Annotated in this window: 10 protein-coding genes; 7 read left to right on the top strand and 3 right to left on the bottom strand. The window is 70.0% G+C overall.

The window, feature by feature from the left end; all coding sequences use genetic code 11:
* Positions 1 to 8 precede the first annotated feature (8 nt).
* The 3 genes from JR064_RS04915 to JR064_RS04905 are packed head-to-tail and all read left to right on the top strand — an operon-like array spanning position 9 to position 3,773.
* A complete protein-coding gene (locus JR064_RS04915) occupies positions 9 to 1,520 on the top strand; it encodes a B12-binding domain-containing radical SAM protein (protein WP_206228999.1) in 1,512 nt (503 codons plus the stop codon).
* A 25-nt stretch (positions 1,521 to 1,545) separates the two neighbouring features.
* On the top strand, positions 1,546 to 2,670 hold the full coding sequence (locus JR064_RS04910; RefSeq protein WP_206228998.1) for a glycosyltransferase family 4 protein: 1,125 nt from the start codon (positions 1,546 to 1,548) through the stop codon (positions 2,668 to 2,670).
* Entirely contained in the window at positions 2,667 to 3,773 is a 1,107-nt protein-coding gene (locus JR064_RS04905) for a glycosyltransferase family 4 protein (RefSeq protein WP_206228997.1), read from the top strand. The genes JR064_RS04910 and JR064_RS04905 overlap by 4 nt, the downstream gene beginning before the upstream one ends.
* Before the next feature lie 96 nt (positions 3,774 to 3,869).
* Here the strand turns inward: JR064_RS04905 and JR064_RS04900 are convergent, their stop codons facing one another.
* The gene (locus JR064_RS04900; protein WP_206228996.1) at positions 3,870 to 5,150 is read right to left on the bottom strand and encodes a nucleotidyltransferase family protein; all 1,281 of its coding nucleotides are present in this window, start codon (positions 5,148 to 5,150) and stop codon (positions 3,870 to 3,872) included.
* Positions 5,147 to 6,643 (bottom strand): B12-binding domain-containing radical SAM protein, encoded by a 1,497-nt coding sequence (locus tag JR064_RS04895; RefSeq protein WP_206228995.1) that lies wholly within the window; start codon positions 6,641 to 6,643, stop codon positions 5,147 to 5,149. The genes JR064_RS04900 and JR064_RS04895 overlap by 4 nt, the downstream gene beginning before the upstream one ends.
* Positions 6,644 to 6,845: 202 nt before the next feature.
* Between JR064_RS04895 and JR064_RS04890 the strand changes: the two genes are divergently transcribed.
* The 4 genes from JR064_RS04890 (at position 6,846) to JR064_RS04875 (ending at position 11,254) form a co-directional block, all read left to right on the top strand.
* Positions 6,846 to 7,904 (top strand): phosphoenolpyruvate carboxykinase (ATP), encoded by a 1,059-nt coding sequence (locus tag JR064_RS04890; protein ID WP_206228994.1) that lies wholly within the window; start codon positions 6,846 to 6,848, stop codon positions 7,902 to 7,904.
* Between the two features lie 156 nt (positions 7,905 to 8,060).
* Positions 8,061 to 9,776: an ATP-binding cassette domain-containing protein gene (locus tag JR064_RS04885; protein WP_206228993.1), complete on the top strand. Its 1,716-nt coding sequence runs from the start codon at positions 8,061 to 8,063 to the stop codon at positions 9,774 to 9,776.
* Positions 9,777 to 10,007: 231 nt separating this feature from the next.
* Complete coding sequence (locus JR064_RS04880) at positions 10,008 to 10,715, top strand: TraX family protein (protein ID WP_206228992.1); 708 nt, start codon at positions 10,008 to 10,010, stop codon at positions 10,713 to 10,715.
* Positions 10,716 to 10,777: 62 nt separating this feature from the next.
* A complete protein-coding gene (locus tag JR064_RS04875) occupies positions 10,778 to 11,254 on the top strand; it encodes a MarR family winged helix-turn-helix transcriptional regulator (protein ID WP_206228991.1) in 477 nt (158 codons plus the stop codon).
* Here JR064_RS04875 and JR064_RS04870 read toward each other — a convergent pair.
* Positions 11,251 to 12,741 carry an FAD-dependent oxidoreductase gene (locus JR064_RS04870; protein ID WP_206228990.1) on the bottom strand — a complete coding sequence of 497 codons (1,491 nt, stop codon included), beginning with the start codon at positions 12,739 to 12,741 and terminating at the stop codon, positions 11,251 to 11,253. The two genes, JR064_RS04875 and JR064_RS04870, sit on opposite strands and share 4 nt — an antisense overlap.
* Positions 12,742 to 12,796 lie beyond the last annotated feature (55 nt).

The raw sequence follows: 12,796 nt of genomic DNA, 5'->3' as shown, positions 1-12,796 counted from the left end.
CTCCTGCCATGCCTTCCACACCGAACACGCTGCTGGTCAATCCGACCATCACCTCGCGCGGCAACGCCCGCTTCCCGCTGGCGCTGCTGAACCTGGCCGCGGCACTGGACCGCCGCGGCGACAGCCGCATCATCGACGGCAACGTCGATCGCGGCTTCATCGACAGCGCGCTGCAGGCGTTGCAGCAACAACGCTACGACGCGGTCGGCATCAGCGTCATGGGCGGGCCGCAGATCGCGCCGTCGATCGCGCTGTCCACCGCGATCCGCGAGCGCTTCCCGGCCATGCCGATCGTCTGGGGCGGCTATTTCCCGACCCTGTACACCGACACCGCGCTGAGCGCGCCGTACGTGGACTACGCGATCCGCGCGCAGGGCGAGGACACCCTGCCGGAACTGGTCGCCGCGTTGCGCGGCGAAGGCCCCGGCCTGGCGCAGATCGACGGCCTGTCGTGGAAACAGGACGGTGCGATCGTGCACAACCGCAATCGCGGTTTCAGCCGCGGCGAGGCGGCGCCGGCGCTGCCGTACGACAAGCTCGGCGATCCGCGCCACTATCTCGGCCGCAGTTTCCTCGGCCGCCGCACCGCTTCGCACCAGGCCGCGCTGGGCTGCCGTTTCCGCTGCACCTTCTGCGGCGTGGCGGCGATGTTCGGCGGCGCCACCGCGCTGCCTACCGCGGCGCGGCTGGAACGCGAGCTGCGCTATCTGAAAGAGGAACTGGGCGCCGATTCGATTCAGTTCTTCGACCACAACTTCTTCGACCGCGAGGCGGAGATGATCCCGCTGCTGGAGGTCATGGCCAAGCTGGAGATGCCGTGGTGGTGCTATGCGCGCGCCGACGCGCTGCTCAACCTGTCCGAGAGCACCTGGAAGCTGGTGCGCAAGAGCCGGCTGCGCATGGCCTACATCGGCGCCGAATCGCCGAGCGGGGCGATGCTCAAGGAAATCCGCAAGGGCACGCGCCCCGACCAGACCCTGGAGGTGGCCGAGCTGTGCCGGCGCAACGGGGTGATCCCGGAACTGTCGTTCATGGTCGCGCCGCCGCAGGACACCGTGCACGAGACCGAGCAGACCTTCGAGTTCATCCGCGAGCTCAAGCGGATCAATCCGCAATCGGAAATCATCGTCTACGTGTACACGCCGCTGCCGGAGGCGAGCCGCCACGAGAAGGATCGCGGCAAGCGCGCGTCGATGCCGCTGCGCGACCTGCACGGCGCGCCGGTGGTGTTCCCGCGCACGCCCGAGGAATGGACCCAGCCGCAATGGGTGGACTACGCCTGCCATGCCGACGCGCCCTGGCTCGACGACGCGCTGCGCCAGCGCATCCGCGACTTCGTCACCGTGCTGGGCTGCCGCTATCCCACCGCGCAGGACCTGCGCTCGCCGCGCTGGGCCAAGCGCGGCTTGAGCGCGATGGCGGCGTGGCGCTACCGCTACCGGCGCTACGACCGGCCGTGGGAACTGAACCTGGCCAATTGGCTGGTGCGCCTGCGCCGGCCGCAGGTCTCCGGCATCTAGCGAGTCGCCCCCCAGCGGAAACCCCATGCACGTCGCCCAGATCAATTTCGTCCGCACGCCGCCGGGACTGGCGCCGGCGCAGGTGTTCGCGCACTGGCCGTCGCTGGCCGACATCTCCGAAGCGGTGGCCAGCGCCGGTACCCGGGTGTCGGTGATCCAGGCCGCCGACGTATCGGAGCAGTTGCTGCGCAACGGCGTGGAATATCACTTCACCGATCCGGGCAATGCTGGCACCAGCAGCCGGGCGCGGCGCATCGCCGGCATCGTGCACGCGATCGGCGCCGACGTGGTCCACGTGCACGGCCTGGAGTTCGCGCGCGAGGCCTGCGCGATGGCGCGGCAGTTGCCGCAGGTGCCGATCCTGCTGCAGGACCACGCCAATCGCCCGCCGCGCTGGTGGCGCCGTTCGCAGTGGCGGCAGTGGTACGCGGCCGCAGCGGGAATCGCCTTCACCTCGCTGGATCTGGCGCGGACGTTCGTGCATGCCGGTCTGTTCGCGCCGTCCACCCGCCTGTTCGCGATCCCCGAATCCAGCTGCCGCTTCACCCCCGGCGATCGCGCGCAGGCGCGGCGCGACAGCGGCCTGCATGGCGCGCCCTGCGTGCTGTGGGTAGGGCGCCTGAGCGCCGGCAAGGATCCGTTGACCGTGCTCGACGGCGTGGCCCGCGCCGCCGCGCGGCTGCCCGGACTGCAGCTGTTCTGCGCGTTCGGCAGCGCGCCGTTGCTGGAAGCGGTCGAGCAACGCGTGCAGCGGGACTCGCGTCTGCGCGGGCGCGTGCATCTGCTGGGCAAGGTCGACCACGCCCAGGTGCAGACGCTGATGCGCGCGGCGGATCTGTTCGTGTCGGGCAGCCTGGCCGAAAGCTGCGGCTACGCGGCGCTGGAAGCGTTCGCCTGCGGCACGCTGCCGGTGCTGACCGACATCCCGTCGTTCCGTGCGCTCACCGACTGCGGCCGCGTCGGCGAACTGTGGCCGTGCGGCGATGCCGGGCTGCTCGCCGAGGCGCTGGTGCATGCCGCCAGCGAACGGCCGTCGCCGGCGCAGGTCCGGGCCCATTTCGATGCGCAGCTGTCGTTCGCGGCGGTGGGCCGGCGCTGGTCGCGCGCCTATGCGCAGTTGCTGGAGCAAGCCGCGCGGAGCGACGCATGAAGCTGGCGCTGGTGGTGCCCGGCGGAGTCGATCGCAGCGGCGAGTACCGGGTGATCCCGGTGCTGCTGACCCTGATCGAGCGCCTGGCGCGCAGCCACGAGGTGCATGTGTTCGTGCTGCACCAGGAGCCCACGCCGGCGTGCTGGGAATTGCTCGGCGCGCGCATCCACAACATCGGCGACGGCCGCACCCGCCTGCGCGCGGTCGCCGCGATCCGCGCCGAGCATCGCCTGGCGCCGTTCGACCTGGTGCAATCGATCTTCTCCGGCCATTGCAGCCTGATCGCGGTGGCCGCCGCGCGCTTGCTGCGGCGGCCGAGCCTGGTGCACATCGCCGGCGGCGAACTGGTTGCGCTGCATGCCATTGGCTATGGCGGACGGCGCAAATGGCAAGGGCGGCTGCGCGAGGCGCTGGTGCTGCGGCTGGCGGACGCGGTCACCGCGGCCAGCGTGCCGATCGTCGAGGCAGTGCAGGCGCTGGGCATCGCCGCCGAACGCGTGCCGCTGGGCGTGGACCTGCGCGCCTGGCCGCAGCGCGCGCCGCGCCGGCGCGGTGGCGGCACGGCGCAACTGTTGCACGTCGCCAGCCTCAACCGGGTCAAGGACCAGCCGACGCTGCTGCGCGCACTGGCGGCACTGGCACGTGCCGGGGTCGCGTTCCGGATCGATATCGTCGGCGTGGACACGCTCGACGGCGAGATGCAGCGCCTGGTCGCGCAACTGGGGCTGTCGCAGCAGGTGCGCTTTCTCGGTTTCAAGACCCAGCGCGAACTGCGCCCGCTGGTGGAGGCCGCCGATCTGCTGGTGCTGTCGTCGCTGCACGAGGCCGGGCCGATGGTGCTGCTGGAAGCGGCGGTGGCCGGCGTGCCCACCGTCGGCACCGGGGTAGGGCACCTGCTGGAATGGGCACCGTCGGCGGCGCTGGCAGTGCCGACCGGCGACTGGGCCGGCCTGGCCGAAGCCTTGCGCCAGGTCCTGGCCGACGACGAACTGCGCCTGCGCCTGGCCTGGTCCGCGCAGTGCCGCGCGGTGCGCGAGGATGCCGAGCACACCGTGCGCAGCTTCGGCGCGATCTACCGCCGGCTGTGCCCGGCGCGCGCGTGAACATAACGTCTTCCCTGTAGGAGCGGCTTCAGCCGCGACAGCGTTTCCGGTGATGCCTGTCGCGGCTGAAGCCGCTCCTACAGGGAGCTACATCACTCAACGCGCCGCCGCATATCCCTGCAGCGCGCTGCGCACCGCATACAGCGTATCCATGCGCGGCACCGGCCGCAGCAGGCGCAGCAGCACGCGCCGACGCTGCGGCAGGGCGACCCAGGATTGGCCCTGCAGCCACAGCTGGGTGCGGATCATGTCCGCGCGTTCCTGTCGGCTTTCCTGCGAAGGCTGCAGCCGCTGCCGCAGATAGCGTACGACCTCGCCGAGCGAGCGCGCCCACTCGATCCCGGGCAGCGCCGGCAGCCACAGCTGCGAGCACGAGGCGCGGGTCAGATCCAGCCGCCGCGCGACCAGCCGCAGCAGCGGCGGACACTGCGCGCGCAGCTGCGCCAGCACCGTCTTCGGAATCGCCGTGCGGTAATAGCGCAGCACCAGCTGCAACGGCGGCAACGCCCACCACGCCGCGCCATCGGCGGCGTCGCACAGCACCCGCCAGTCCTTGCCGCTCATCCGCGTGGCCAGCAACGAGATATCGTGCAGATGCATCAAGCGCAGACTGCGGCTGCAGATGCCGCCGGCCGCATGCAGCAGCAGATGGCTCATCAGCGCGCCGTTGGACGGGTAGGGGTTTAGCCCCGGGCGGCTGTCGCGCGGGAATATGCGCTCGCTGATATCGACCGTGGCCAGCGGCAGCCGCTCCTGGATGCGCAGGTGCAGCTCGATGTTGATCGGCGTGTCGCGATGCTCGCCCAGGCTGGCGACGGAGTGCGCCTGCGCGGGGCGGAAGGTCTGGTGCTTCCACTGCGCGAACTCGGCCACGTAGCCGAGCTCTTCCAGCAGCGCACCCACCTGCGCCGCATCTTCGGCGCGCACCAGCAGGTCGATGTCGGCCATCGGCCGGTCGCCAGGCAGGTACAGGCCCTGTGCGTGCAAGGCCGCGCCCTTCAGCGGCACGATCGCCACGCCGGCGGCCTGCGCCAGCGCATCGATCCGCTCCAGCAGCGCGGCGATGCGCCGGTAGCGGTGGGCGACGTGCTCGCGCTGCTCGGCCAGGAACGCGCTCCAGTCGCGATTGGGCCATACCGACAGCCGGCTCAGCAACGGCCCGATGCCGTGCGCGGCGGTCGCCGCCGCGGCCAGCTGCCATTGCAGCCGGTCCCACTGCGGCATCGCGTTGCCCGGCCGCGCCAGCTCGCGCGCCAGGGTTTCGGTCGCCAGCCGCAACCCGGTGCCGACATGCTTCAACGCAGGTTGCGTCGCACGCTCGGCAAAGGGATCGGTGGAGGAGGGCGCATGCGCTTGCGGCGTCGCCTGCGCGGTCATTGGCGTTGCACCAGCGGGATGCGGCGGTCGGAGGCAGTGGCTGCGGCCGGCAGGGCGGCGTCGGTCCGGTGCCGGCCTTCGCTGGCGATCAATGCGTCCCACTGCGCATCCAGTGCCAGCCAGTCCTGCGCGTAGTCCTGCGGCGGCCGCGTGGCCTCGCTGCGCTGCAGGTCCACCTGCCGGTGCAGCAGATCGCGCACCCGCCGGTAGAACTCCGAGTGGTAGGCGCCATGGAACATCATCGCCAGGTCGTCGCTGTCCTGCCAATGGGTCTTGCGGCCGAGCTGGTTCTTCACCTGCTGGTAGAACTTGGTTCCGGGCAGCGGGTAGGACACGCTGACGCCGATGTCGTCCGGACGCGCCGTCGCCACCAGCGCACGGGTGGCGAGGATGTCGTCCAGTTGCTCGTCCAGGTAGCCGAGCTGCAGGAAGAAACCGACACGGATGCCGTGCGCGCCCAGGCGCTGGCGGGCGGCGATCACGTCCTCCACCGCGGTGCCCTTGGTCATCTTGTCGAGGATGCGCTGGCTGCCGCTTTCCGCGCCGATCCACGCTTCCGCGCAGCCGGCGCGGGCCAGCGCGGCGGCCATGCGCTCGCTGCCGAGATCGGCGCGGGTCTGGATGGTGAACGGGATCGAGCCATCGGCGGCGGCCAGCACCGCGGCGAATTCTTCCACCCACTCGATGTGGAAGCCGAAGATGTCGTCGGCCATCCAGATATGGTCGGGGGCGAAGGCACGCTTGAGATGGATCATTTCCGCGGCCACTTCCGGCGCGCTGCGACGCTTGTAGTGGTTGCCCCAGATCGGCTTGGCGCACCAGTTGCAGCGGAACGGGCAGCCGCGCGAGGCGGCCATGTTCAGGCTGAAATAGCCGTGCCGCTGCAGCCACAGGCGCCGGTAGCGCTCGATATCGACCAGGTCCCAGGCGGCCAGCCCGGACAGGCGCGGATCCGGCGGCCGCGCGCCGATCTGCGCGCGCTTGAGCTGCGGCAGCGCAGCGGTGGCGACATCGGCCACGTCCGCCACCCAGGCCGCGGCATCGATGTCGGGCGTTCGCTGCAGCCGCTCGACCAGTTCCAGCAGCGGCGCGATGCCTTCGCCGATCAGCACCGCGTGCGCGCCGGCGGCCAGGAACGCTTCGGGATGGTCCGACGCGTCGGAGCCGGCCACGATCACCCGGCTGCCGCCGGCACGCGCCTCGGCGATCATCCGGCAGGCGGCCTCGCGCATCCGGCTCAGGCACATCTTGGTCAGGAAATTGAAGTTGTCCTCGTAGAACACCACCAGGTCCGGCTGCGCCGCGCGCAGCGAGCCCTGGTAGTCCTCCACGCCGTCGGCCAGCATCGCGTCGAACAGCGTCACCTCGTGCCCGTGCCGGCGCAGCAGCGTGGCCACCTGCAGCGTGGCCAGCGGCGGATACGGCTTTCCGCGCTCCCATTGCTTGGGGTCGTAGCGCAGGAAATAGGAGTGGCTGACCTGGATCTTTGGCATCGGCGGAAGGGTCTCGTTCGGCGCCGGCAACGGATGCCGCGGCGCATGCAGCAGTGGCCGCGCACAGGTGGCCGTGCCGTAAGTGCCGCCGGCGCCGTCTTTGGTTGTGCACGCCGCGCAGGCGCATCGTCGCGCATGACCCGCGCAACCTTTCCTGCCGCTGCACGCACTCACGCGCATCGACCCCACGGACCCATCCCCGATGCAGCTCTCGACCATGCGCACGCAACGCTGGGAGCCTGCGGCCAGCACTGCCGCAACGCAGGCTGGCGTCGCCGCCGATCCGTTTCACGACCGGCTGCGGCGCGACCACGTGCTCAGCAAGCAACTGCTGGGCGGTCGCTTCCGCTTCGAAAGCAACAGCGAGGCCTTGCTGCAGTTGGTCGAAGCCGCGTTCGGCGGCGTACCGCCGCACCAGTTGCCGGAACCAGCCGACTTTTGCATCGAATTGAACCTGGTCGCGCGCCACGACGCCCCCTATGTCTTCGCGCTGCAGCCGCCGCCGGTGCAGACCCATTCCGGCGCCGGCGTGCTGTGCGGGGTCATCGACGCCGACAACTACATGGTGCTGATGCCGGACCAGGGCAGGGCGCTGCTGGTGGTGTCGGAAGACATGCTCGCCCATCCCTACCATGTGCGCTACGAACTGATCGAGTTCGCGGTGTTCGTGCTGGCGGCGCGCGCGATGCGCCTGGTGCCGCTGCACGGCGCCTGCGTCGGCGCCGGCGGGCGCGGCGTGCTGCTGCTCGGCGCCAGCGGCGCGGGCAAGTCCACGCTGGCCCTGCACAGCCTGCTGCGCGGCCTGGAATTCCTCGCCGAGGACGCGTTGTTCGTCGAACCGCAGCGCATGCTCGCCACCGGCATCGGCAATTTCCTGCACCTGCGGCCGGATCTGCTGCGGCTGGTCGACGCGCGGACCCGCGCCTGGATCGCCGCCGCGCCGACGATCCGGCGCCGCAGCGGCGCGGTCAAGCACGAAGTCGATATCCGCAACGGTCGCGCCTGTCTTGCGCCCGCGCCGTTGCAGCTGGCCGGTGCGGTGTTCGTTTCCAGTACGGCTGCCGCGGATCCCCAGCAGCTGTTGCGGCCCATCGCCGAGCCCGAGGTACTCGAGCGCCTGACCGCCGACCAGCCCTACGCCGCCGCGCAACCGGGATGGCCGCTGTTCGCACGCCAGCTGCAGCGACTGGGCGTGCACGAACTGCAACGCGGCACGCATCCTGATGCTTCGGTCGACGCCGTGCTGCAGTTGCTGCGATGAGTGCGGCGACGACGAACGTATGCTGGCCATGAGAACGGCGACGTCGCGCGCAGGCGAGGGCGGCCGCGGCACCATGCTCGCAGTGGCGCGGCATGCTGGCGCGCCGCAGCCTGCCACGCTGACCGGCGAACGGGCGCCGTCCCCGGGCCGGCACCGATGACCGCGCACCGCCACAGCGCGCCCGACCCGGCGCCGCTGCTGCGTACCTTCATCGCCACCCTGGATCGTGGCGAGCGGATGCGCATCTGTGTCTACGTCGTGCTGTCGTTGGTCTGCGCGCTGGCCGGCGGCGTCGCCACGGTCGCTTTGGTGCCGCTGGTGCAACCCGGGCATGCACTGACGCTCGGCGGCCGCGTGCTCGCGTTGCCCGACGGCGTCCTCGCCCAGGCGGCGATCTTCGTCGTCGCCAGCGTTGGCTTTGCCCTGCTGCGCTGGACGGGCGCGCGGCAGGCCGCCGACCTGGCCAGCGGCCATGCGGCGCGCCTGCGCCGCATGGTGCACGCGCGCCTGCTCGACGCGCCACTACCGGCGCTTGCCGATGCCAGTTCGGCGGAAATCGCCAACGTCCTCACCTACAACATCGAGATCATCGTCCAGGGCTTCAGCGCATTGCTGCAGTTGCTGGTGGCCGCCATCACCGCCGGCGTCAGCCTGGGCATCGCCTTCCTGGTGTCGCCGACCCTGGTGCTGGCGCTGCCGCCGCTGCTGGGCCTGGCCGTGCTCGCGTTCCGCATTTCCGGCCACGAACAGGCGCGGGTGAGCCGACAGTACGTCGCCGACATGACCCGGCTGTTCTGGCTCAGCGAGGATTTCCCGCGGCGCCTGCGCCACGTGCGTTCGTTCGAACGCGAAGACCTGGAGAAAAGCGGCTACGACGCGATCTCCAGCCGGCTCAGCCATGGCTACTGGCGGCAACAGGCGCTGGTCGCCTCGGGCCGGCTGCTGCTCGAACTCAGCGCCGTCGCCGCCATCGCGGCGATCATGCTGCTGGCCTGCTTCTGGCACGGCATCGACCGCGGCGCGTTGATCACCGTAGGCCTGTTGCTGGGACGGCTGCTGCCGTATCTGGTCTCGACCCGGCAGAGCTTCCAGCAACTGCGTTCGGCGGCACCGGCGCTGGAGCTGTGGCAGCACTATGTGGGCCTGGGGACGGCGAGGGCGACACCGGCAACGCCGCACGCGGCCGCGCCCATGCATGGCCCGTTGCGGATCCACAGGATCGGCCTGGCGCCGCCGCTGGCCGCGGTCGTGATCGGCGAACTGATCCTGGCGCCCGGCAGCATGACCTTGATCTGCGGACACTCCGGTGCCGGCAAGAGCAGCCTGATGGACGTGCTCGCCGGCATGGTCGAACCTCGCGTGTTCGCGGCGCAATGTGATGGGCAAACGCTGGATTTCGCGGCGTACCGCGCCTTGGTGCGGCATGGCGCCTATGTCGGCCAGAGCATGCGCCCGTGGCAGCACACGGTGCGCGACTGCCTGGCCTGGGCCGAGCCGGGCGCCAGCGAAGCGGCGATGTGGCAGGCGCTGCGCGACGTCGGCCTGGCCGCGCGCCTGCAGACTGGCGCGCAGGGCCTGGACACCACCTTGAACAGCGCCGCCGCCAAACTCTCCGGCGGCGAACTGCAGCGCTTGCTGCTGGCGCAGGTGATCCTCAGGCAACCGCGGATCGCCTTGCTCGACGAGGCCACCAGCGCTCTCGACGCGGTCTCGGAGCAGCACGTGCTGGCGACGCTGCGGCAACGCCTGCCGCGCACCGCGCTGGTCGTGGTATCGCACCGGACCAGCCTGTCCGCCGTGGCCGACCGCTGCCTGCACATGGCGCGCCCGGCTTCCGCACCATTGCCGATGGCGCAGCCACAGCCGCACTGACCGCGGCCGCATCCATGGCGCGATCCGCGATGGCGCGCCGCGCCGGGAAACGCAGTCGCCCGTATTGCCGACTTGCGCGGAACAGTCTACCGTCCATGGCTTCGACAGCGATGCGCGCCGGCTGCTCGCCGAACCGCCGCGATGCGCGCCGCGCCGCCGTCACAGGCAATGGCGGCAAGGCAGGGGCAGGGCGGACACTTGGCCGCCAGGAGCGGCGTTCTGAACGACACGATGACCAGCAGTGCCCGCGAACTGTTGAAATGGATCGCCTTGCTGCTGATGACCGGCGATCACGCGGCGAAGGTGCTGGTCCACGGCTATATCCCGATCGTGTCCGAACTCGGTCGCGTCGCGTTCCCGCTGTTCGCCCTGGTCATGGCCTACAACCTGGCCCAGCCTGGCGCCGACCTGCTCAAGTCCGTGCGCAGGCTGCTGCTGTGGGGAATCCTGGCCCAGCCGGCGTATGGACTGGCGTTCGGCTACTGGATGCCGTTCAACGTGCTGCTGAGCTTCGCCCTGGCGGCGGCGGTGATCTGGAGTATCCAGCGACAGCAATGGACCTTGCTCGGCATGTGCGTCCTGGCGGCGCCGCCGTTGGTGGACTACAACTGGGCCGGACTGATCCTGGTACTGGCCGCCTGGTGGGTGTTCCGTTTGCGCGCGATGCCGCACGCGCCACGCCAGGGCGCGCCCCGGCACGGCTTGCGCGACGTGATTGAACACCGTTATGCGCGCATCGCCGTACTCGTCGTGGCGTTCGGACCGCTGTGCTGGTGGAACGGCAACGGCTGGGCCTTGCTGGCATTGCCGATGGTGGTGCTGCTGGCGAACCGCGATTTCCCCATTCCACGGACGCGCTGGGCGTTCTACATCTACTACATTGGGCATCTGGCGGTGCTGGCGGTGCTGGCGCGAACGCTGGCCGTGCATGCCGCCTGAGACCTCGTTCCCAGGTGCATGGGTGTAGCATGCACGCATCGAAGAAAGCTGATTCAGGGTCGATGAAGAAGGCGAAACAGGCACAGCGCAACGATCGATTCCGCGATCTGCACGGGGCGTTGCTCGAGATCGTCGGCGTCATGAACAGGCCGCAGCGCGACGAGGCGATGATTCGGGAAGCGGGAATCTCCCTGGAACGCGCCCTGTTCCCGCTGCTGGTGCTGGTGGAGCGGCTCGGGCCGATCGGGGTGGTCGAGCTGGCCGATCGCGTGGGGCGCGACTACACCACCGTCAGCCGGCAGGTCGCGAAGCTGGAAGGCCACGGCTTGGTCGATCGCCGGGAAAGCGCCAGCGATCGCCGCATTCGCGAGGCCGTCGTCACCGACAAGGGCAAGGCGATGACGGACCGTGTCGACGAGGCACGCAAGCGGATCGGCGTCTCCGTCTTCGCCGACTGGGAGGATCGGGATGTCGAGGAACTGGTCCGGCTCATGTGCAAGTTCGCCGACGACATCAAAGGCAAGCTGCCCGCAGACTAGAGGCCAAGCGCCGCCAGGTAGTCGGCAAGCGCATGCCGTTCGCCGACCTGCGCGGTCATGCCGACATAGCCGTCGGGCCGCACCAGTACCACATCGCCCGGCGACAGCCCGTAGGTCTCGGCGAAATGTCCGCCAATGTCGCGCACGTCGCCGCGCTCGCCAACGGTATACGCATGCACACCGCGACGGGCCGGCAGTGCCGCGTGTTCGATTCCGTAGCCCAGCAGCGTCCAGTGCGGCCCCTTGAACAGCTCGAACAGGCGCGTCATCTGGCCTGCCGCACCGAGCAGCGGCGCATCGGGCGCACGCGTTCCGGAGGCGATCCTGGAAGAAGACATGGCCGGTTGCACCAGGACCGAAGCGTCGTAGTACAGGTCCAGCTGTTGGGTCTCGCGGCCCCGGCGCATGTCGCCTTGCTTGGCCGCGCCCAGCAGCTCGACCGACAGGCCGAGCATGCCTGCGGCGATAGGGCGCCGCTCCTGCTCGTAACTGTCCAGCAACGCGTCGGCGGCGCCGGCGATCATCGCGGCCAGCTTCCAGCCCAGGTTGTAGGCGTCTTGCACGCTGGTGTTGAGGCCTTGTCCGCCAGTCGGCGGATGGATGTGGGCAGCATCGCCGGCCAGGAAGATGCGGCCGACGCGATAGCGATCGGCCAGGCGCGCGTTCATCGCATAGGCGGATGCCCAGAAGACCTGGTCGATGCGGATATCGGTGCGCCCGGTACGCTCCGCGATCATGGCATCGATGCCGGCAGCGGACAGGTCGACTTCGCCCTCCAGCGGAATCGGCGCCTGCACCTGGAACAGATCGGTGCCGGCAAGCGGACACAGCGAGACGTGGCGCTGCATGGACGCTTCGTTGAAGCGGTGCCAGCAAGCCCGATCCAGACCGCCCAAGGCGACGTCGGCCACGATGGCGCGAACCCCCAGCGTCTTGCCGGGAAAATCGACCGCCAGCGCGTGCCGCACGAAGCTGCGCCCGCCGTCGGTCGCGACCAGGAAGCGCGCGCGAATGCGATGCGTGCCAGCAGCGTCGACCACTTGGGCGGTGACGCCGTCGGCGTCCTGCAGCACATCCACCAGTTCGCACCCGTAGCGAGGGGCATGCCCGAATTCGGCCAGCCGCTCGCGCAGGACGCGCTCGGTCAGGAACTGCGGCACCATCAACGGCAGCGTGTACGGCTCGGAGGGCCGCGCTGGCGGGGCTTGTTCGGCAGCAGCGACGTACTCTCTGCCGTTCTCGCCGTACTTCCGCTCAGGCGGGTAGGGACCGCCCACCGCGGCGAGCCGATTGGCGATCCCCAGGTCCTCGAAGATCTCCAGCGTCCGTGGCTGGATGCCCTTGCCGCGGGACCCGCCGAACGGCTCGTCGATCTTGTCGATCAGGCAAAAGCCGACCCCGCGCCGCGCCAGCTCCAAGGCCAGGGTCAGACCCGCGGCGCCAGCGCCGCAGATCAGGACATCCAACGGATTGCCTTCGTCGTTCATACCGCCTCCATATGTGCAAAATGCACTTAACTGGACGGCAGCGTATGCCTCTTGG

The organism is Xanthomonas bonasiae (assembly GCF_017163705.1).
Classification (GTDB): Bacteria; Pseudomonadota; Gammaproteobacteria; order Xanthomonadales; family Xanthomonadaceae; genus Xanthomonas_A; species Xanthomonas_A bonasiae.
Note: the sequence above shows the minus strand (reverse complement) of the source record. Positions and strands in the feature narration are given on the sequence as shown.

Excerpts from the sequence above, each read along its gene's own strand:
- JR064_RS04885 (WP_206228993.1), top strand. The coding sequence starts at position 8,061 with ATGACCGCGCACCGCCACAGCGCGCCCGACCCGGCGCCGCTGCTGCGT.
- JR064_RS04905 (WP_206228997.1), top strand. The coding sequence starts at position 2,667 with ATGAAGCTGGCGCTGGTGGTGCCCGGCGGAGTCGATCGCAGCGGCGAG.
- JR064_RS04910 (WP_206228998.1), top strand. The coding sequence starts at position 1,546 with ATGCACGTCGCCCAGATCAATTTCGTCCGCACGCCGCCGGGACTGGCG.
- JR064_RS04900 (WP_206228996.1), bottom strand. The coding sequence starts at position 5,150 with ATGACCGCGCAGGCGACGCCGCAAGCGCATGCGCCCTCCTCCACCGAT.
- JR064_RS04870 (WP_206228990.1), bottom strand. The coding sequence starts at position 12,741 with ATGAACGACGAAGGCAATCCGTTGGATGTCCTGATCTGCGGCGCTGGC.
- JR064_RS04895 (WP_206228995.1), bottom strand. The coding sequence starts at position 6,643 with ATGCCAAAGATCCAGGTCAGCCACTCCTATTTCCTGCGCTACGACCCC.
- JR064_RS04875 (WP_206228991.1), top strand. The coding sequence starts at position 10,778 with ATGAAGAAGGCGAAACAGGCACAGCGCAACGATCGATTCCGCGATCTG.
- JR064_RS04880 (WP_206228992.1), top strand. The coding sequence starts at position 10,008 with ATGACCAGCAGTGCCCGCGAACTGTTGAAATGGATCGCCTTGCTGCTG.
- JR064_RS04915 (WP_206228999.1), top strand. The coding sequence starts at position 9 with ATGCCTTCCACACCGAACACGCTGCTGGTCAATCCGACCATCACCTCG.
- JR064_RS04890 (WP_206228994.1), top strand. The coding sequence starts at position 6,846 with ATGCAGCTCTCGACCATGCGCACGCAACGCTGGGAGCCTGCGGCCAGC.